The sequence below is a fragment of the Brevundimonas bullata genome (genome assembly GCF_003350205.1).
Classification (GTDB): Bacteria; Pseudomonadota; Alphaproteobacteria; order Caulobacterales; family Caulobacteraceae; genus Brevundimonas; species Brevundimonas bullata.
The window spans coordinates 1-19827 of the sequence record NZ_QLLC01000035.1 but is presented as its reverse complement, the minus strand read 5'-3'; the positions used below and the strand labels follow the sequence as shown (position 1 = coordinate 19827).

Sequence of the window (19827 nt, the reverse complement as noted above, 5' to 3'; positions counted from 1 at the left end):
GCGTTAACAGACGATGGCGGGCGGGGGCCTTATGCCGGCGTGAGTGCGATCAGGCCGACGCGGCCCTCTTCGCAGGCCAGATCCAGACGCCCGCCCGCCTCATCGACCGCCAGCCACAGCCAGTAGGGCTGTATCCACTGGCCGGCCAGACCCTCGGTCAGGCGCTCGCCCTTCAGTCCGGTCAGGGCCTCGGGTTTGAGCCGGGCGCGGGCGCCCTCCGCGGAGCCGACCAGCAGCAGGCGGCCGTCCTCGCGCCGAGCGGTGATGGTGGCGACGCCCCCGGTCGGCAGGGCGCCCAGGGTCATCCAGGCCAGGTTGATCAGGATGCGGGCCTGGGGCTTGGTGAAGGTCTCGGCGTCGTTGATGCGCCAGTCCAGGGTCGCGCGGCCGCCCTCGGACAGGTTGGCGACCAGACCGCGCAACTCGGCCGAGACGAACTGCTCGCTGGTGGTGGCGGCGCCGAAGGCGACACGGGCGAAATGGACGTGGGCGACCATCTTCCGGGCGCTCTGGCGGATCAGGCTCATGGCGTCGTCGCGCATGTCCTGGGCGGTGGGGTCTTCCAGCAGGTCCAGGCCGGACATGATGGCGCCCGCCGGGCTGATGAAGTCGTGGCACAGCTTGCCGGCGATGAAGGCGGCCAGCTCGGCGCCGCCCGCGGGCAGGTCGGCTGCGGTCGGTTGTGCGGAGAAATCGGAAAGGGTCATCGCTCGGACGGTCTGCAATCAGGAATGGTTAAGGCTGACCTGATTTGCCGGTTCTTGAAACCGGGCGCATGGGTTATCGAAGCGGAACCATGACGCACGCTCTTGAGACCGACCTCGCTTCCGGCGCCCTCGCCGAGATCATCACCGACATCGCCGAGGAGGCTGCGCGTCTGATCCTGCCCTACTGGCGGGTCGGCACGGCGGTAGAGACCAAGTCCGACGCCAGCCCTGTGACTGAAGCAGACCGCGCCGCCGAGGCCCTGATCCTGCAGCGGCTGGGCGAGCGCTGGCCGGGGGTGCAGACCGTGGCCGAAGAGGCCGTGGCCGCCGACGGCGCGCCGACCTCGGTGGGCGAGTGGTTCTGGCTGATCGACCCGCTGGACGGCACCAAGGGCTTTGTTCAGGGCCGCGAGAGCTTCACCGTCAATATCGCCCTGATCCACGGCGACGCCCCCGTCGCCGGCGTGGTGACGGCCCCGGCGTCGAGCGTCAGCTGGGCCTCGACGGCTCCGGGCAAGGGCGCGGCGCGCCGCGTCTTCGGCGAGGCCTGGCGCCCGATCAAGGTCCGCCCGCATCCGGCCGAGGGCATCGCCTTGCTCAGCCACAGCATGACCGACGAGGAGGCCGCCCGCCTGGCCGCGCGTCACGGCTGCAGCCAGTGGCAGGGCACGGACTCGTCGTTGAAATTCTGCCTGATCGCCGAGGGCCGCTTCGACGCCTATCCGCGCACCGGCCCGACCAGCGAGTGGGATACGGCCGCGGGCCAGGCGGTGCTGGAGGCGGCGGGCGGGCGCGTCCTGGGCGCGGACGGCCAGCGGCTGGCCTATGGCAAGCCGGCCTTCCTGAACGGTCCCTTCGTGGCGATGGGCGGTTAGGGCCTAGGCGACGGCTGAGCCGACGCGGGCCATTTCGATCTGGGCCGACAGGCCGGGCGGCAGGTCGCGCTCGGGCACGCCGGCCAGGGCCTCCATCCGTTCCGGGTTGATCGCCTGGACCATGACGCTGGCGATGGCCGGGTCGGTCAGGGTGAAGGCCAGGCAGATCTCTTCGGGTTTCCAGTTCGGCGTCTGATGCAGGAAGGCGAAGGAGCCGGCGTTGACCAGGCCCTGCTCGACCGGCTTGGCTCCGAAACCGAACAAGCCCTTCTTCTTGGGGGGCGCGCCCGCGCCTGCGGCCTTGCGCTCGGTCGACAGGCTTTCGGGGAAGTAGTCGTAGGTGAAGATGGCCATGTCGCGTTCGCGCGCGGCCCGCATTCGCGACCGGATGCGCCACTCCACATTGGCGTGGAAGGGCGTGTAGAGGACGTCGAAGGCCCCGGTCGAGACATAGACATCCATGACCGGAGAGTCGCCCGACACGCCCAGCAGCCTGACGTGACCGGCCTTGCGCAGGGCCTTGAGCGCGATCAGCGACGCCTGCGGCAGTTCGTCGTCGGCGGGCTCGTCCAGCACGGCCACGTCGAACCAGCCCAGACCCGAGGCGTGCAGCGCCCGGTCGATCGAACCGCTGAGGCCGTCCGCCGAGAAGTCGCGGAAGCCCTTCCTGCGGCCGTCGCCGAGACCCAGGGTGACGCCGACGCAGACCAGCCGCCGCTCGACATGACCCAGGGCCTCGCCGACGATCTCGGCCAGAACCGGGTCGGCGTTCTCGAGGTGATAGCTGTTCACCCCCGCCTCGAGCGCGGTGAAGATCAGTTCGCTGAGGGCGGTGCGGCCGCGCCCCAGGGCGTCGGGCCCCAGGCTCAGGGTCAGATTGGAGACCGCCGCGCCCGTGGCGCCGAACGGGCGATACCGCATGCTCAGCCGGCCTCGGCGGGGGCGGAAGTCTCCAGCGCCAGGGCGTGCAGTTCGCCGCCCATCTGGCCCTTCAGCGCGCCATAGACCAGCTGATGCTGGCGCACGCGTGGCAGGCCTTTGAAGGCGGTGGAGACGATGCGGGCGCGATAGTGGTCGCCGTCGCCGGCCAGATCCTCGATGGCGATGTCCGCATCGGGGAAGGCCTCGACCAGGTGGGCGCGCAGGACATCGGCGGACATGGGCATGAAGCTACTCTCGAAACCGGCGGATCGGATCTGAACTGTAAAACCTAGAGAGGTCTGCGCCGTCTGTCAGCCCGCAACCGCGCGCGGGCGTTCAAACAGGGTGACGGCCGAGCCCTTGTAGTCGGTCTCGGCATAGGGGCGGTAGCCGACCCGCTGGGCCAGCTTCACCGAGGGGGCGTTGTCGGGCGAGATCATGCAGACGGTGCGCGGCTCCAGCCGATAGGCGTCGGTCCAGGCCAGGGCGGCCTGAAGCGCCTCGTACGCCATGCCCAGGCCCTGGAAGGCAGGGGCGACGCCCCATCCCAGCTCGGGCGCATCGAAAGGCGGCGTCATCTCGCGGCGATAGTCCAGCACCCCGACGCTGCCGACATAGCCGCCGCTGTCGGTCTCGCGGATGGTCCAGTTGCCGTAGCCCTTGGCCTGCCAGTGGCCGAGATCACGCAGAAGACGGAACCAGACCTCTTCCTCCGACAAACCGCGTCCCATGATGTGGCGGGTGAAGTCGACGTCAGCCCACAGGCCGATCAGGTCGTCCATGTCGCTGACGGCGACGGGGGTCAGGGTCAGGCGGGCGGTGGTCAGAATGGTCACATCAAACCCAGTTGTTTGAAGCTGGCTACGCCTTCACGGCCGACGATGAGGTGGTCGTGGACTTGGAGGCTGAGCGCGCGCGCGGCCTCGATCACCTGCTTGGTCATGTCGATATCGGCGCGGCTGGGGGTCGGGTCGCCCGAGGGGTGGTTGTGGACGATGATCATGGCGCTGGCCGACAGCTCCAGCGCCCGGCGCACCACTTCGCGCGGATAGACGGGGGCGTGGTCGACCGTGCCCCGGTTCTGAATCTCGTCGAGGATCAGCTGGTTCTTCTTGTCGAGGTAGAGGACGCGGAACTGCTCGCGTGGTTCGTGCTGAAGGCTGAGGCGGACATAGGCCAGCAGCGCGGTCCACGAGGTGATGACGGTGCGCTTGTTCGCCTCCTCCTTGGTCACGCGTCGCGAGACTTCGTGCAGGGCGGCCAGGTCCAGGGCGGTCTCGGCGCCGACGCCCTTGGAGCGACCGCGCGAATCCTCGGCACGGACGGTCATCAGGTCCTCGACCGAGGCGGCCAGGACGGCGGCCAGCGAGCCGAAGCGGGTCAGCAGGGCCTTGGCGATGGGTTTGACGTCGCCCTGCGGCTGGCTGCGGAACAGGAACAGCTCCAGCAGCTCATAGTCAGGCAGGTGGTGGATGCCGGCGCCGCGCGCGCGTTCACGCAGCCGCTCACGATGACCGGCGTGGTGCGGCCTGGCCTGCTTTGGAATTGCTCCCGCGACGCCGTCGGACACGATGCCCCCATCCGCTCATCCCCGCGGAGGCGGGGACCCAGTCCTGGGACCGGACGCTAACTTGTCCGTCGCAGGGATCAAGCGCTGGATTGCGGGGCCATAGCTCTGGGTCCCCGCCTCCGCGGGGATGAGCGAGGTCTAGAATTTCAGACGGAACAGGCCCTTCGGCGAGGCCGAGAAGATTTCCAGGCCGTCTTCCGTCACCCCGATGGTGTGCTCGCACTGGGCCGACAGGGACTTGTCGCGGGTCACGGCGGTCCAGCCGTCGGACAGCACCTTCACCGCCGGCTTGCCCAGGTTCACCATCGGCTCGACGGTGAAGAACATGCCGGGCTTCAGCACCGCGCCTTCGCCGCGGCGGCCGTAGTGCAGGACGTTGGGGCTGTCGTGGAAGACCCGGCCGATGCCGTGGCCGCAGAAGTCGCGCACCACGCTCATGCGCTGGGCCTCGACGTATTTCTGGATGGCGAAGCCGATGTCGCCGAAGGTGTTGCCCGGCTTGACCTGGGCCAGCCCCAGTTCCAGCGAGTCATAGGTGACGTCGATCAGCTTTTTCGACCGGGCGTTGATCTCGCCGACCGGGAACATGCGGCTGGAATCGCCGTGCCAGCCGTCGACGATGACCGTGTGGTCGATGTTGACGATGTCGCCTTCCTTCAGAACCTTGTCGCCGGGAATGCCGTGGCAGACGACGTGGTTGATCGAGGTGCAGATCGTCTTGGTGTAGCCCTTGTAGCCGAGGCAGGCGGGGACGCCGCCGCGCGCCAGGGTGAATTCGCGCACCAGATCGTCCAGTTCGCCGGTGGTGACGCCGGGCTTCACGTGCTCGCCGATCATGTCCAATGCTTCGGCGACCAGGCGACCGGCCTTGCGCATGCCCTCGAAGGCGTCCGCGTCGTGAATGCGGATTTCGTGGCTGCGGACGAAGGCGTCGTTATCCAGGTCGGGGGTCTCGTACATGATCTGCTTTCGGGCGCGCCGCGAAGACTGGGGGGAGCGGCTGTGTGCTGGGCTTGGGATGTCAGATGGCCAACCTAGCACAAAACCTCAACCCCGTCAGGCGGCGCCGGTGACGCGGCGCGGCGCGCTCCCTATGTGGGGGGCATGAACGCTCAAGCTGCTCCGACCGCCGCTGTCCTGATCATCGGCGACGAAATCCTGTCCGGCCGAACCAAGGACACGAACCTGAACACCATCGCCCGCTTTCTGGCGGCGATGGGGATCGACCTGATGGAGGCGCGCACCGTCGGCGACCGTCAGGATCAGATCGTCGGGGCGCTGAACGCCCTGCGCGCGGCCTGCGACTATGTCTTCACGACGGGCGGTATCGGCCCGACCCACGACGACATCACCGCCGACGCCGTGGGCGCGGCCTTCGGCGTGGCGGTGGCCGAGCACCCCGAGGCCCTGGCCATTCTGGAGAGGCGCTATGGTCCGGGCGAGTTCAACGCGGCGCGGCGGCGGATGGCGCGCATTCCCGAGGGCGGCAGCCTGATCGCCAATCCGGTGACGGACGCGCCCGGCTTCCAGGTCGGCAATGTCTTCGTCATGGCCGGCGTGCCCAAGATCATGGAGGCCATGTTGCAGGACGTGGCGCCGCGCCTGCGCACCGGGGCGGTGGTCCATGCGCGGACGATCCGCGTCCTCGGCGTCGGCGAGGGCGCGATCGCCGAGGTTCTGCGGGCCGCCGCAGACGCGCGTCGCGACCTGTCCTTCGGCAGCTATCCGTTCGGGTTCGGCGGCGAGGGGGCGGTCGGGACCCAGCTGGTGATCCGTGGTCGTGATGAGGCCAAAGTTGACCTTGCGGAACACGATCTTTGCCGAGAACTGCATTCTTTGGGTATTGATATTGCCGTAACGTAAGCTCACCAAGGTGTGAAATTGTGCGACTTCCCCGCCACGGTTTCGCCGATTTGCGGTCCGACAGGGGCCTTGGAGGCAACGCTTTCGCGACACTGTCGCTGTGACTGCTAGCGTCGCCTTCCTCCCCGAACAACGACCCGTCGCATCAGTAAGGACGGGCGGACTGACATAGGTGAAACCGAATGACTCCCAGGAACATGGCCCGCCTCAGCGGCCTCGCTGTCCTCATGGCCTCCGTGGCCGCGCCGGCCCTCGCCGGCTCCTTCTATCTGCAAGAACAATCGGTGCGCGGCGCCGGACGCGCCTTCTCGGGCGAAGCCGCTGACCGCGGCGTGGGCTCGATGTGGTGGAACCCCGCCGCCATCGCCCGCAGCGGCCGTGAAGTCTCGGTCGGCATGCACGCCATCAAGATCGATTCCGAGGTCAAGAACAACGGCTCCTATGTCACCTATCCGGGCGGCGCCAATGTGCCGGTGACCAATCCGCGCAACACCAACGTCGATCCGATCGAAAGCGGCCTGGTGCCCAACTTCGCCTTCGCCACCCCGGTCGGCGATCGCTTCGCCGTCGGCGTGTCGGTGGCCGCGCCCTACAACTTCACGACCAAGTACGAGCAGGCCTCCTTCACCCGCTACGACGCCCTGACCTCGGAGCTGCGCTCGGCCAACGCCGGCCTGACCGTCGCCTATCAGGTCAACGACTGGCTGGACATCGGCGCGGGCCTGGACGCGCAGTACGTCAAGGCCAAGCTGACCTCGGCCCTGCCCAACCTGTCGCCCCTGCTGCCGGACGGCTCCAACACCCTGGAAGGCGACGGCTGGGACTATGGCTGGAACGTCGGCGCCCAGGTGCACAAGGGGCCGTGGGATTTCGGCCTGAGCTATCGCTCCAAGATCGAGCATGAGCTGGAAGGCGACATCGCCATTTCGGGTCTGCTGGGTCCGCTGGCGGGCAGCAATGTCGCCACCGCCGGCAAGGCCAGCTTCAACACGCCCTGGTTCGCCTCGGCCTCGGTGCGCTATGCGGTCAACGACAAGCTGACGCTGAACGCCCAGGTCAACCGCATCGGCTGGAGCGAGTTCCAGGCCATCGACGTCGAATACGCCGGCGGCGGCGACTCGATCCATCAGAACTACAAGGACGTGACCACGGGCGCGATCGGCCTGGATTACGCCCTCAGCGACAAGACCACTCTGCGCGCCGGCGTCGGCTATGATCCGACCCCGACCCGCGACAGCCTGCGTACGGCCCGCATCCCCGACGCCGACCGCCTGTTGTTCTCGGTCGGCGGCTCGACCGAGGTGACGCCGGGCGTGACCTTCGACGCCGGTCTGACCTACATCGCCTTCAGCGACAGCGACATCTTCGACGACCGCACCTTCTACGGCGGCACGCCGGCGGCCACGACCTCGCACCTGCGCGGTACGGCCGAGGGCTCGGCCCTGGTCGCCTCGCTGGGGGCGCGCTGGGCCTTCTGATCCCGACGACAGCCTGACCGGAATGCGGCGGCTCCCTTGCGGGGGCCGCCGTTTTTCATGGGCGGGATTGCACGGCGCCGCGAAAAAAACAGTGCAATTGGTGCAATGGGCGGCGGGTGAGGGAGCGCCGGTTTCGGCGGCAAGGGCTGTGCGGCGGGGCGTCTGGGCGGTCATGCGCCAAGTCTAGGCGAGGGGCGAGGTAGGGCTGGCGAAAGGGCGTGAAACGACCCTAGGGCGTTGTTTTTGCAAAAGGGGCGGTGCGAGGTGTGGAGGGGATGGCGGGTCTTTCCTCCCTGTCGGCGGAGCCGATGGGGAGGTGGCGCGGACGCGATAGCGGCCGTGACGGAGGGGGCGTCGCGACGGGTGATGTCTGCGCCGCCCCCTCCACCGCTACGCGGTCCCCCTCCCCACAAGTGGGGAGGAAAGGGCTGCCGAAATGAAAAACGCCGGGCTCTCGCGGAGAGCCCGGCGTTTCTGACGTGTCGATGATCCGAGGGATCAGCCCTGGGCGCTGTAGCCCTTGCCGCCGTTCGACGGGCGGCGGCTGCGGCGCTTCAGTTCCCCGACGGCCTTGGGTTCGGCGGCAGGTGCCGAGCGCGGCGAGGACTTGGGACGTTCGCCGGCCATGGGGTCATAGGCGGCGACTGGACGTTCGACGTGGGCGCGACCCGGACCCGGCTTGCGCAGGCGGTGCGGCTGACCGCCGCCCTCCGGCTTGACGCCGTCGCGACGCGGGTTGCGGTTGCGGCCTTCGCCGCCGCCGCGTCCGCCACGACCGCCGCGCTCTTCACGGTCGGGCAGGGTGGCCTTGGAGTTGACGCCGGCGGCCATGATCGAGGCGTCGAGCATGCCCAGGGCCTTGTCGTTACGACGGTCGATGGCCGGGATCTTCTGGCGCGTGACCTTTTCGATGTCCTTGAGCAGCTTCATCTCGTCGCCGGCGACGAAGCTGATAGCGGTGCCTTCAGCGCCCGCGCGGGCCGTACGGCCAATGCGGTGGACATAGGCTTCCGGCACGAAGGGCAGCTCGAAGTTCACGACGTGCGTGACCTTGTCCACGTCGATGCCGCGCGCGGCGATGTCGGTGGCGACCAGGACGCGCAGCTTGCCCTGCTTGAAGGCTTCCAGGGCGCGTTCGCGTTGCGACTGGCTCTTGTTGCCGTGGATGGCGCCGGCTTCGACGCCGCCGGCTTCCAGATAGGCCGCGACCTTGTCGGCGCCGTGCTTGGTCTTGGTGAAGACCAGGCAGCGCGTATAGGCGGCGTCAGAGAAGAGCTCGGTCAGCAGGGCGCGCTTGCGACCTTGTTCGATGTGGACGACCGACTGCTTGATGCGCTCGACCGTGGTGGCCTGGGGCGTGACCTGGACCTTGACCGGGTCCTTCAGCAGCTCGCCGGCCAGCTTGCCGATCTCCGACGGCATGGTGGCCGAGAAGAAGAGGTTCTGACGCTTGGCCGGAATGCGGCTGACGATCTGACGGATAGGCTTGATGAAGCCCAGGTCCAGCATCTGGTCGGCTTCGTCGAGGACGAAGATTTCCGTCGAGCTGAGGTCCAGCGTCTTCTGTTGCAGGTGGTCCAGCAGGCGGCCGGGGGCGGCGACCAGGATGTCCAGGCCCTGTTGCAGGGCGCGTTCCTGCGGGCCGTACTTGACGCCGCCGAAGATGACGGCGACGCGGAAGCCCAGGTGCTGACCGTACTGCTTGAAGCTGTCGGCGATCTGGCTGGCCAGTTCACGCGTGGGCGACAGGATCAGGCAGCGCGTGGTGCGCGGCTTGGGCGCGATGCGGTTCTCGGCCAGGCGATGCAGGATCGGCAGGGCGAAGGCGGCGGTCTTGCCGGTGCCGGTCTGGGCGATGCCCAGCAGGTCCTTGCCCAGCATGACGTCGGGGATGGCCTTGGCCTGGATCGGCGTCGGCGTCGTATAGCCGGTGGCGTCCAGCGCCTGGAGGAGGGCCTTGTTCAGGCCCATGGATTCAAAAGTGATATTGCTCACGGAACGTCTTTCGCTGGCGACGAAGCGTGTCCCCGCGTGCGTCGGGTCGAGAAGGCGGAGCCTTCTGATCGCACGCAACAAGAGTGAGACGCTCCGCCAATCCCGATAGAGCTTCGGAATGAAGCCGTCGGGGTGGATCGGGGCGCCGCCCCGCGTGTCCGGACGACGTAATGACTCTGAGGTCTTGCCGGCTGCGTCTGCAATCAGGTCTTCGCAGAGGAAGACCCACACGCGTTGCAGGAAGCCGGCCGCCGCATGGTGCGACGCAGCGCAGATGGGCCTCAATAACGGCCAAGTCAAGGCGAAGAGCGTAAATGCTAGAGCAGGTTGACCGCCATATTGACCGCCAGGGCCAGGATCACGGTGTTGAACAGGAAGGCCACCAGGCTGTGCAGGGTGGCGATGCGGCGCAGTTTCTGACTGCTGATCTGGATGTCGGCGGTCTGGTTGGCGACGCCGATGATCAGGGCGAAGTGCAGAAAGTCCCAGTAGTCGGCGTCATCCTCGCCGGGAAAGATCAGGCCCTGTCGATCGCCTTTTCCCTTGTCGGCAGGGGCGTAGAATTCGTGGGCGTAGTGCAGGGTGAAGATGACGTGCACGAACAGCCAGGACAGGGCGATGACGGCGATGGAGAAGAGGGCCGAAGCCGCTGACGGTCGGCCGCCGCCCGCGGCCTCCATGACGATGATGAAGACGCTGGCCGCCGCCGCCAGCAGGCTGAGCGGCAGGACCGCGCCGCCGGCCTGATCCATCTCGGCGGCGCGCTTGCGAATGGCCTCGACCGACCGGGAACGGAGCAGGCGGGCGAAGGTCAGCGCCAGGAAGGCGAAAGCGCCGCCGCCCCATCCCGCCGCGATCCGCGTCGGCCAGTCCCAGTCGCCGGGGGTCAGGGCGAAAACCACGATCAGGACCGCCAGCCCCAGCCACAGGGCGATATGCAGGCGGAACAGGCGGGCGATCCAGCTCATGGCGCGAATGATGGCGCGGTTCTGCGGGCGGGGCCAGAGGGCTGTCGGGGGCTTGAACGAATCCTCGCTCGGCCCGTTGAACCGGGCTGGAGGACTGGATCATGGCTGCGCGACCGACTTGGCAGGGACATCTGAAGCTGTCGCTCGTGACCTGTCCGGTCGCCCTCTACACCGCGACCAGCAGCGCCGGCGACGTGCGCTTTCACCTGATCAATCCGGCCACCAACAACCGCATCCGCATGGTGACGACCGACCCGGACACGGGGCCGGTCGAGCGGTCCGATCTGGTCAAGGGCTATGAGATGTCCAAGGACGAGTACGTCCTGTTCGACGAGGCCGACTTCGACAAGGTGAAGCTGGAGAGCACCAAGACCATCTCTATCGACCAGTTCGTCGACGAGGCGGACATCGACCGCCTCTATTGGGACGACCCCTTCTATGTGGTCCCGGAAAAGGGCGTGGGCGTCGAAGCCTTCGCCGTGATCCGCGAGGCGATGAAGAGCGCGGGCAAGATCGCCCTGGGCCAGCTGGTGCTGCGCGGCAAGGAGCGGCAGCTGGCGCTGGAGGTCCACGGCAAGGGGCTGGTGGCCTATACCCTGCGCGCCCATGACGAAGTGAAGGCCGCCGACGAATTCTTTGACGACATCCCCGAGGTGAAGGCGGACGCCGACATGGTCGAGATCGCCGCGCGCATCATCGGCCAGAAGGCGGCGGACTTCGATCCGACCCGCTTCCACGACCGCTACGACGAGGCCCTGCGCGAGATGATCAAGGCCAAGGCGAAGGGCGGCAAGGGCGTGGTCACGGCGCCGGAGCCGGACGACACGAACGTCATCGACCTGATGGCGGCGTTGAAGGCCAGCCTGAAAGGGCCGGCGCCCAAGTCGGCCTCAGGCCGGTCCGCCGCGAAGAAGAAGGCCGGCTAAGGACTTCGGTCCTGACAGACGCTGTCGATCAGGACCAAGGCGCGCGGTTCAGCTCTCGGCCGTTTCGCGCCGCTTCATCATGGCGTCGAAGCTGTCCCAGACGCCGTCGACGCCGTGCCACGAGCCTTGCGTCGCCGCCTTGGAGTATTCGGTGGCGCGGGCTTCGAAGAAGTTGGCGTGCTCGACGCCTGACAGCAGCGACTGCAGCCAGGGCAGGGGGTTTTCCGTCACGCCGTAAACTTCCGGCAGCTGCAGCTGGCGCAGGCGCCAGTCGGCGATGAAGCGGATGTACTGCTTGATGTCGTCGGGCGTCATGCCGTGGACCGGGCCCATTTCGAAGGCCAGGTCGATGAACTTGTCTTCCATCGTGACCACGGTCTTGCAGCAGTCGACGATGTCGTCGGCAACGGCCTTGGTGACGGCGCCCGTCTCCTTGTTGAAGGCGTGGTACAGCTTGATGATGCCGTCGCAGTGCAGGCTCTCGTCGCGCACCGACCAGCTGACGATCTGGCCCATGCCCTTCATCTTAGACTGGCGCGGGAAGTTCATCAGCATGGCGAAGGATGCGAACAGCTGCAGGCCTTCGGAGAAGCCGCCGAACATGGCGAGCGTCCGGCAGATGTCGGCGTCGGTATCGACCCCGAACCGGCCCATGAAGTCATGCTTGTCCCGCATGGCCTCGTATTCCATGAAGGCGCCGAACTCGCTCTCGGGCATGCCGATGGTCTCGAGCAGCAGGGCGTAGGCCGCAATATGGATGGTCTCCATATTGGCGAAGGAGGCCAGCATCATCTTCACTTCGGTCGGTTTGAACACCCGGCCGTAGCGCTCCATGTAGTTGTCTTGGACTTCGATGTCGGCCTGGGTGAAGAAGCGGAAGATCTGCGTTAGCAGGTTGCGCTCGCTGTCGGTCAGGTTGGCGGCCCAGTCCTTGACGTCCTCGCCCAGCGGCACCTCTTCGGGCATCCAGTGGACCTGCTGCTGCTTCTTCCACATGTCGAAGGCCCACGGATAGCGGAAGGGCTTGTAGGCGGCGGAGGGCGTCAGCAGTCCGGCCGTTCCGGGGCGGATGATCGAGGAGTGGGCGTTCATCAAAATGACCTGAAGCGAATCCGGGAGAAGCGAGTTTCACCATGCGTCCGGCGCGGCCCGGCGCCAAGTCGGAATACGCCTATCTTGCGATCATATTTTCATCCGACCGCTAGATATGGTGGTCAGAGGCGAATCAGATGGGGAGAAGCCTGGGGATGAGTTTCACGCTTTACGGCGCGGTCGGCTCGGGATCGGTCCCGGTCGAGGCCGCCATGACCCTGATCGGACTGGACTATCGCGTCATCGAGGCCGTGACCTGGGAGGGGGAGGCCGAACGCGACAAGGTGGCCGTCGCCAACCCCATGCGTCAGATCCCGGCCCTGGTCCTGCCCAGCGGCGAGACGCTCACGGAAAGCGCCGCCATCCTCATCTGGTTGGCCGACGCCTATCCCGAAGCGCGCCTGGGACCGACGATCAATGATCCAAGGCGGGCGCAGTTCCTGCGCTGGATGACCTTCATCCCCGCCGCCGTCTATTCGATGTTCTGGGTGCGGGACGAGCCGTCAAGGCTGGTCGGCGACGATGCGGCGGCGCAGGAACAGGTGAAGCGACGCACCGCCGAGCGCATCGCCGAATGCTGGCGCGTGATGGACAGCCAGATCAGGCCGGGGCGCTTCCTGCTGGGCGAGGAACTGAGCGTGCTGGACCTCTACGTCGCCGTGGCCAGCCGCTGGACGCCGCGTCGCGCGCGTTTTTCCATCGAGGCCCCCGGCATGGCCGACGCCATGCGCCGGGTGGACGAGCTGCCGGAACTGCAAGCCTTCTGGAGCGAACGCTTCCCCTTCGACGACGCCTAGGCCGCGTGGATATGGTCGCGGCAGGCGGCGGCGCGGAAGGTCTGGTCGATGGCGGCGTAGAGGCGCTCGTGGGTGACGGGCTTGGCCAGGTGGGCGTCCATGCCCGCCGCCAGACAGCGTGCGGCGTCTTCGGGCATGGCGTCGGCGGTCACGGCCAGGATAGCCACCTCGCCCGCATCGGACGGCAGGGCGCGAATACGGCGCGTGGCCTCCAGTCCGTCCAGACGCGGCATCCGCACATCCATCAGGATCAGGTCGAAACCGCCGCCGCTGGCCTTTTCCAGCGCCTCCAGACCGTCGGCGGCTTCGACCGCCTCGCAGCCCGCCGCCTCGATCAGCAGCCGCAGCATCTGGCGGTTGACCGGATGGTCGTCGACAATCAGGGCGCGCAGGGCGGCGACTTCCGTCGGCGTTTCTGCGGCGGGCGCGTCGAGCGCCTCCAGCTGCGCCGTCAGGTGGAAGACCGACCCCGCCGGCGAGGTCGAAAACAGCATGATGTCGCCGCCCATGCATCGGGCGTGACGTCGTGCAGCGGGCAGGCCCACGCCCGCTCCGCCGTGGCGACGGCGCAGGGAATCATCGCTCTGGGCGAAGGGGTCGAACAGGCGGGGAATGAAATCGTCCGCTATGCCGCAGCCGGTGTCGGCCACCTCGACCAGCAGGCGGTCCCCTTCATGCCGCGCCAGAAGCCGGATCGCGCCGTGGTCGGTGAACTTGACGGCGTTCGAGACCAGATGACGCAGGGCGCTGCGCAGACGCCGGGCGTCGCCGAGCACGCGACCGCCGGGCTGTAGCGTCATTTCCACATCGAACCGCAGCCCCTTGGCCCGCGCGGCTGCGGCGTCCAGCGCGACCGCATCCTGGATCAGGGCGGCCAGGTCGAAGGGCTCCAGGCACAGGGGCTCGTCGCCGCGCGACACGTCCAGGACATCCTCGACCAGGGTCAGCATGGCCTCCCCGGATTGACGGATGGCGGCGATCTGGGCCTGGGCCTCGCGCGGCAGGTCGTCGCGACGCGACAGCAGGTCGGCGTAGCCGCTGACCCCGTTCAGCGGGGTGCGCATCTCATGGCTCATCAGGGCGAGGAAGCGCGACTTGACCGCATCGGCGGCTTCGGCCCGTCGGCGTTGCTCCAGGGCGATCGCCGTGCGCCGGGCCAGGCGGGCGATGAAGGAGCGACGCTCGGCGATCAGGGCGCTGATCGGCAGGGCGGTCATAGCCGCCACCAGCAGGAAGCCGTAGTAGAGCGGCATCTGTCGCATGCGGTCCGAGAGGCCGGCCAGCTCCGCCACATAGGGGACCGGCGAGGCGCTGACCGGACCATGCCCGGTCAGGGTCATCAGGCCGCTGATCAGCATCGTCAGCACGAGGGCGACGGCCATCCAGGGCGGCGACAGCCGGAAGGCCGCCAGCATCAGCGGCGGGAACATCATAAAGAGCAGGGGCGTGGACTGGGTGAAGATCCACAGCGCCGTCGCCGTCACCAGGCCCAGGACGGCGATGATCTCCAGCGGCGACGGGCTGACCTGGCGGAAGCGATGCGCCCGGGCCAACAGCAGCAGACTGGGGGTGACGATCACCAGGCCCAGCAACTCCATCGCAAACAGGTGTCGCCAGGCGAAGGCGGCCCGGACCAGAGAATAGTCACGCACGGCCAGAGCCACGACGATGCTGATGGTGGCGGTCAAGGCCACCGCCGGCGCCGCGGCGCCGACGGCGAACAGGACCATCCGCCGAGGCCGCCGCATATCCAGAGCCGCGCCGCACAGGCGCCGCGCCAGAAGGCCCGCTGCCAGGACCTGGAGCAGGTTCAACATGGGATTCAGCCAGACGAAGGGCGGGGCGTCTCCGCGCACGATGGCGCTCAGCAGGTTCAGTCCGAAACAGAGGGCCAGAACGACCGCCGCGCGCTGTCGGGGCAGTTGCAGGAAGGCCGCCAGCATCACGCCGTTGGCGGGCCAGACGATCACCGCCTGAAAGGTCGTCGTGCTCCAGTGGCCCAGCAACAGGCAGAGCATGAACAGAAGGACGTAGACGGCGGAACGGGGGCCGGCCTCCTGGCCCGCCTCATGACGAAACGCCCGCCAGCGTCCGCTCATACCCCACTCCCCGACCAATCCACCCTAGGTCAAACCTGCGCCTCAATTGTAAACAAAGCCTACCGCCAGGATTACGTCGGTTTCCCTAGGCCGCGATCAGTCCCATGGCCCGCGCCTCGGCCTGAAGACCCTCGCGGAACTGCGGCGCGGCCAGACCGATCAGGGCGCGGGCGCGCTGATCCACGGTCAGGCCGCGCAGATTGACCCAGCCATGCTCGGTGACGACGATCTGCGTATCATTGCGCGGCGTGGTCACGGGGCCGTCCAGTCGGGCGACGATGCGCGAGGCGGCGCCTTTGGCCGCCGTCGAATGACAGGCGATGATCGACTGGCCGCCCTGCGACGCCGAGGCGCCGCGCACGAAGTCCAGCTGGCCGCCCGACGCCGTATATTGCCGCCCGTTCAGATACTCAGAGCAGCAGGCGCCGAAGAGGTCGATCTGCAAGGTGGCGTTGACCGAGACCATCTTGTCGTTGCGGGCGATGACGGCCGGGTCGTTGACGTAGTCGACCGGGCGGGCCTCCAGCCCCGGGTTCTCGTGCAGGAAGTCATAGGTGGAGCGGTCGCCCATGGCGAAGGTGAAGACGGTCTTGCCCGGATGCAGGCTCTTCTTCGCATTGGTGACGACGCCGGCGCGCATCAGCTCGACCAGGCCGGGCGTCAGCAGTTCGGTGTGAATGCCCAGGTCGGCGTGATCATGCAGAGCCGCGCAGACCGCGTCAGGCAGGGCGCCGATGCCCATCTGCAGGGTCGAACCGTTTTCGATCAGGCCGGCGATCAGGCCGCCGATGGTCAGGTCCTGCGGCTGGGGCGCGGCCTTGCCCGCCTCAAGCAGGGGCGCGGCGTGCTCGACCAGGGCCGTGACCTGCGACACATGCACGGTGCAGTCGCCGAAGACGCGCGGCATGTGCGGATTGACCTCCAGGATCACCCGCTGGGCGGTGCGCGAGACGGCCAGGGCGTAGTCAGTGTTCGTGCCGAGGCTGAAGTTGCCGTCGGCGTCCATCGGCGAGACCGTGGCCACGAGCGTATCGACCCCGATCTCGCGCGTCAGGACCTTGGGCGTCTGCTGGAAGCCGGTGGGGACGAACCAGACGCCCTGGCGTCCTTCCTCGATCCCGCGCGCTTCCAGCTTCCGTTCGATGGCGCCGTGGAACAGGCTGTGGGGCCGCAGCCGGTCGGTCAGTTCGTAGCGCAGCACCGTGTCGCCGGCGATGGCGGTGGACAGCAGGTAGTAGATGTTGATGTCGCCAACGGCCTTCGCCTCGGCCCGGTCGGCCAGGGCCTTCAGCAGGGCGGGCGGCTGGGCGACGCCCAGGGCCATGGCCACCTTGGCCCCTGACGGGATCAGGGCGGCGGCGTCGGCGGGCGACATCAGGCGCTCGGCGTACTGAATCGCGTAATCGGTCATGGCGCTTCCTCGAACGGCACTTCGGCTCTGTTTGATCCGTTATCCGGCGCCCGGCGCTTTCCGACCGCTAGACATTGGTCGAAGGCGCGTCCTGCAAGGGCGCGTCATGAAGCCGCTGGCGCCGCTGGATCGCATAGGCGAACAGCCACAGGGCCATGGCCCAGGCCGCGCCGACGCTCCACCCGGCGAAGACGTCCGAGGCCCAGTGCGCCCCCAGATAGATGCGGGTCAGACCGATGAGCAGGGCGATCAGGACGCCGCAGCCCAGGACATAGGCCTTCATCCGTTTGCGCGGAAAGGCCCGTGTCAGCATGACCCCGAGCGTCAGATAGAAGACCGTCGACAACAGGGCGTGGCCGGAGGGAAAGCTGGCGTTCAGGGTCTCGACCGCCTGAAACTCCAGCGGCGGGCGTTCGCGCTCGAACAGGGCCTTCAGGCCTTCGCTGAGGGCCACGCCGCCGGCCAGACCGACGACCAGCAACAGGGCCGACAGCCGCTTGCCCTGAAACAGCATGAAGCCGAGGGCCATCAGGGCGAACAGAGTCAGGACTGAAATCCCGCCGAGCGAGGTGATGTCCGCTGCCGCCTCATGCAGCCACCACGGCCCCCAGGGACGGCCTGGATCATCGGCGAAGGGCCGCACGGCGTGCAGCACCGCCTGGTCGAAGGCCTGGCCGTCGGCCTCGCGCATGTCGTCGGCGACCTCGATGAAGGTCAGGGTGCCCAGGGCGATCACCAGCAGCGCGGCGACGGCGGCGATTTCGGTGCGGGCCACGCGCAGGGCGCGGGTCAGGAAGGCGGTGGGATGCGGAGCCATGAGCCGCTAACGGTCAAGCTGGTGAGCCGTTCCCGTTGTCCCTCAGCGGGACAAAAACAGATCCGAATCTCCCTGTGATCCCAGATCACCAAGCCGCTCAGCCAAGCCCACTCAGACATTCACGGTTGGCAAGTCTTTAATCTTCGTCTGCGCCCAAAAAAAAGTTTGAATGGTGCCGGGCCTTAACACTACATTTAGGGACGACAGGTTGTTATCCACACAACATCTGGCGTTATCCACAGCACGACGGGGCATAGTGATGGCAGGCGGCGAAGCGTTGCAGACGACGGAATTCACGGCGCTTTCTTCGGTTCCGGCCGGCGATAAACCCCAGCTGAAGCTGGTCACGGGTCTGACCCTGGACCGCTCGCGCGACGCCGTGCTGACCGACTTCGGCAAGAAGACCCTCGAAGACCGCTACCTGCTGCCGGGCGAAAGCTATCAGGACATGTTCGCCCGCGTCTCGACGGCCTATGCCGACGACGCCGAGCACGCCCAGCGCATCTACGACTACATGTCGAAGCTGTGGTTCATGCCCTCCACGCCGGTCCTGTCGAACGGCGGCGCCGACCGCGGCCTGCCGATCAGCTGCTTCCTGAACGCCGTGGGCGACAGCTTGGACGGCATCCAGACCGTGTGGAACGAAAACGTCGCCCTGGCCTCGAACGGCGGCGGCATCGGCACCTACTGGGGCGGCGTCCGCTCCATCGGCGAGAAGGTCAAGGGCGCGGGCCAGACCAGCGGCATCATCCCCTTCATCCGCGTGATGGACTCCATGACGCTGGCGATCTCGCAAGGGTCGCTGCGCCGGGGCTCGGCCGCCGTCTATCTGGACATTCACCACCCCGAGATCGAGGAGTTCCTCGAGATCCGCAAACCCTCGGGCGACTTCAACCGCAAGTCCCTGAACCTGCACCACGGCATCAACATCACCGACGAGTTCATGGAGGCGGTGAAGGCCGGCTCCACCTTCGACCTGAAGTCGCCCAAGGACGGCGCGGTCATGAAGACCGTCGACGCCCGATCGCTGTGGACCAAGCTGCTCGACATCCGCATGCAGACGGGCGAGCCCTATCTGATCTTCTCGGACACGGTGAACCGCCAGATGGCCCCGCACCAGCGGGCGCTGGGCCTCAAGGTCAAGCAGTCGAACCTGTGCGCGGAAATCATGCTGCACACCGGCAAGGACCATCTGGGCGCCGAACGCACCGCCGTTTGCTGCCTGTCCTCGGTCAACGCCGAGAGCTTCCTGGAATGGCGCGAAGAACCCAAGTTCATCGAAGACATCATGCGCTTCCTGGACAATGTGCTGGAGGACTTCATCCAGCGCGCCCCGCCGGCCATGGCGGCGGCGGTCTATTCGGCCAAGCGCGAGCGGTCGGTGGGTCTGGGCCTGATGGGCTTCCACTCCTTCCTTCAGGGGCAGGGCGTGGCCTTTGAAAGCGCCATGGCCAAGTCGTGGAACATGCGTCTGTTCAAGCACCTGCGCCGCGAGGCCGACAAGGCCAGCCGCGTGCTGGCCGAGGAAAAGGGCGCCTGCCTGGACGCCGCCGAACAGGGCGTGATGGAACGTTTCAGCCACAAGCTGGCCATCGCCCCGACCGCCTCGATCTCGATCATCTGCGGCGGCACTTCGGCGGGCATCGAGCCGATCCCGGCCAACATCTATACGCACAAGACCCTGTCGGGCTCGTTCGCGGTCAAGAACCCCTATCTGCAGAGACTGCTGGGCGAGAAGGGCATCGACACCGAGGCCGTGTGGAACTCGATCCTCGAACACGAAGGCTCGGTGCAGCACCTGGAGGCCCTGTCGGACGACGAGAAGGGCATCTTCAAGACCGCCTTCGAGCTGGACCAGCGCTGGGTGGTGGAGCTGGCCGCCGACCGCGCGCCGGAAATCTGCCAGGCCCAGTCGCTGAACCTCTTCATCCCCGGCGACGTGAACAAGTGGGACCTGCACATGCTGCACTGGTCCGCCTGGGAACGCGGCGTGAAGTCGCTGTATTACCTGCGCTCCAAGTCGGTGCAGCGCGCGGCCTTCGCCGGCGCCGAGGACAAGGTCGAAGCCGAGATCGATCCCAACCAGCCGGATCTCTTCTCCGCAGCCCCCACCGACTACGACGAGTGCCTGGCCTGCCAATAGGCCGCGCCGCTCGCATCACGATCGGCTGATCCAGCCGCACTTAACCAGCCGCCCGGGGGAACCGTCCTCCGGGCGGTTTCGTTTGAGCGTGACAGGATTGTGGCTTGAAAGAGTCGAGGCTGTGTGAAAACGCCTCCAGCTCGAGCGAATTAGGTTAGCCTTCTG

General features: G+C 67.2%; 18 protein-coding genes. 6 read left to right on the top strand and 12 right to left on the bottom strand.

Annotated elements, in window-relative coordinates:
- Nucleotides 1–29: 29 nt before the first annotated feature.
- Nucleotides 30–707, bottom strand: coding sequence for a histidine phosphotransferase ChpT (chpT, locus tag DXK21_RS13955; RefSeq protein WP_114818385.1), 678 nt, complete (start codon nt 705–707; stop codon nt 30–32).
- A gap of 89 nt (nt 708–796) precedes the next feature.
- On the opposite strand from chpT, the gene cysQ reads away from it, so the two are divergent.
- Complete coding sequence (cysQ, locus tag DXK21_RS13950; RefSeq protein WP_211306044.1) at nt 797–1582, top strand: 3'(2'),5'-bisphosphate nucleotidase CysQ; 786 nt, start codon at nt 797–799, stop codon at nt 1580–1582.
- A gap of 3 nt (nt 1583–1585) precedes the next feature.
- On the opposite strand, the gene DXK21_RS13945 is transcribed toward cysQ, so the two are convergent.
- The 5 genes from DXK21_RS13945 to map form a co-directional block, all read right to left on the bottom strand.
- Nucleotides 1586–2503 (bottom strand): aldo/keto reductase, encoded by a 918-nt coding sequence (locus tag DXK21_RS13945; RefSeq protein WP_114818383.1) that lies wholly within the window; start codon nt 2501–2503, stop codon nt 1586–1588.
- Between the two features lie 2 nt (nt 2504–2505).
- A complete protein-coding gene (locus DXK21_RS13940) occupies nt 2506–2748 on the bottom strand; it encodes a BolA/IbaG family iron-sulfur metabolism protein (protein WP_114818382.1) in 243 nt (80 codons plus the stop codon).
- A 66-nt stretch (nt 2749–2814) separates the two neighbouring features.
- A complete protein-coding gene (locus DXK21_RS13935; protein WP_114818381.1) occupies nt 2815–3339 on the bottom strand; it encodes a GNAT family N-acetyltransferase in 525 nt (174 codons plus the stop codon).
- Nucleotides 3336–4073: a RadC family protein gene (gene radC, locus DXK21_RS13930; RefSeq protein ID WP_211306043.1), complete on the bottom strand. Its 738-nt coding sequence runs from the start codon at nt 4071–4073 to the stop codon at nt 3336–3338. Before radC ends, DXK21_RS13935 begins: the two co-directional genes overlap by 4 nt.
- A gap of 138 nt (nt 4074–4211) precedes the next feature.
- Nucleotides 4212–5033 carry a type I methionyl aminopeptidase gene (gene map, locus DXK21_RS13925; RefSeq protein WP_114818380.1) on the bottom strand — a complete coding sequence of 274 codons (822 nt, stop codon included), beginning with the start codon at nt 5031–5033 and terminating at the stop codon, nt 4212–4214.
- A 144-nt stretch (nt 5034–5177) separates the two neighbouring features.
- On the opposite strand from map, the gene DXK21_RS13920 reads away from it, so the two are divergent.
- Nucleotides 5178–5936 carry a competence/damage-inducible protein A gene (locus DXK21_RS13920; RefSeq protein ID WP_114818379.1) on the top strand — a complete coding sequence of 253 codons (759 nt, stop codon included), beginning with the start codon at nt 5178–5180 and terminating at the stop codon, nt 5934–5936.
- Between the two features lie 197 nt (nt 5937–6133).
- The gene (locus DXK21_RS13915) at nt 6134–7414 is read left to right on the top strand and encodes an OmpP1/FadL family transporter (protein ID WP_245945225.1); all 1281 of its coding nucleotides are present in this window, start codon (nt 6134–6136) and stop codon (nt 7412–7414) included.
- A gap of 498 nt (nt 7415–7912) precedes the next feature.
- Here DXK21_RS13915 and DXK21_RS13910 read toward each other — a convergent pair whose 3' ends face one another.
- Nucleotides 7913–9409, bottom strand: a complete 1497-nt coding sequence (locus DXK21_RS13910) for a DEAD/DEAH box helicase (protein ID WP_465251491.1) — start codon at nt 9407–9409, stop codon at nt 7913–7915.
- Between the two features lie 317 nt (nt 9410–9726).
- Nucleotides 9727–10377 (bottom strand): DUF1345 domain-containing protein, encoded by a 651-nt coding sequence (locus DXK21_RS13905; protein ID WP_114818376.1) that lies wholly within the window; start codon nt 10375–10377, stop codon nt 9727–9729.
- A 101-nt stretch (nt 10378–10478) separates the two neighbouring features.
- Between DXK21_RS13905 and ku the strand changes: the two genes are divergently transcribed.
- A complete protein-coding gene (gene ku / locus DXK21_RS13900) occupies nt 10479–11303 on the top strand; it encodes a non-homologous end joining protein Ku (protein WP_114818375.1) in 825 nt (274 codons plus the stop codon).
- A gap of 48 nt (nt 11304–11351) precedes the next feature.
- Here ku and DXK21_RS13895 read toward each other — a convergent pair whose 3' ends face one another.
- Nucleotides 11352–12395 carry a ribonucleotide-diphosphate reductase subunit beta gene (locus tag DXK21_RS13895; protein WP_114818374.1) on the bottom strand — a complete coding sequence of 348 codons (1044 nt, stop codon included), beginning with the start codon at nt 12393–12395 and terminating at the stop codon, nt 11352–11354.
- Between the two features lie 155 nt (nt 12396–12550).
- Here DXK21_RS13895 and DXK21_RS13890 point away from each other — a divergent pair, with 155 nt between their 5' ends.
- Complete coding sequence (locus DXK21_RS13890; RefSeq protein WP_114818373.1) at nt 12551–13192, top strand: glutathione S-transferase family protein; 642 nt, start codon at nt 12551–12553, stop codon at nt 13190–13192.
- Here the strand turns inward: DXK21_RS13890 and DXK21_RS13885 are convergent.
- From DXK21_RS13885 to DXK21_RS13875, 3 genes are all read right to left on the bottom strand, one after another.
- Nucleotides 13189–15291, bottom strand: coding sequence for a hybrid sensor histidine kinase/response regulator (locus DXK21_RS13885; protein WP_114818372.1), 2103 nt, complete (start codon nt 15289–15291; stop codon nt 13189–13191). The genes DXK21_RS13890 and DXK21_RS13885 overlap by 4 nt on opposite strands.
- An 85-nt stretch (nt 15292–15376) precedes the next feature.
- Entirely contained in the window at nt 15377–16702 is a 1326-nt protein-coding gene (locus DXK21_RS13880) for an acetyl-CoA hydrolase/transferase family protein (RefSeq protein WP_114818371.1), read from the bottom strand.
- Between the two features lie 67 nt (nt 16703–16769).
- Nucleotides 16770–17519, bottom strand: coding sequence for a phosphatase PAP2 family protein (locus DXK21_RS13875; RefSeq protein ID WP_114818370.1), 750 nt, complete (start codon nt 17517–17519; stop codon nt 16770–16772).
- Between the two features lie 253 nt (nt 17520–17772).
- Between DXK21_RS13875 and DXK21_RS13870 the strand changes: the two genes are divergently transcribed.
- Nucleotides 17773–19662 (top strand): ribonucleoside-diphosphate reductase subunit alpha, encoded by a 1890-nt coding sequence (locus tag DXK21_RS13870; RefSeq protein ID WP_114818392.1) that lies wholly within the window; start codon nt 17773–17775, stop codon nt 19660–19662.
- Nucleotides 19663–19827 lie beyond the last annotated feature (165 nt).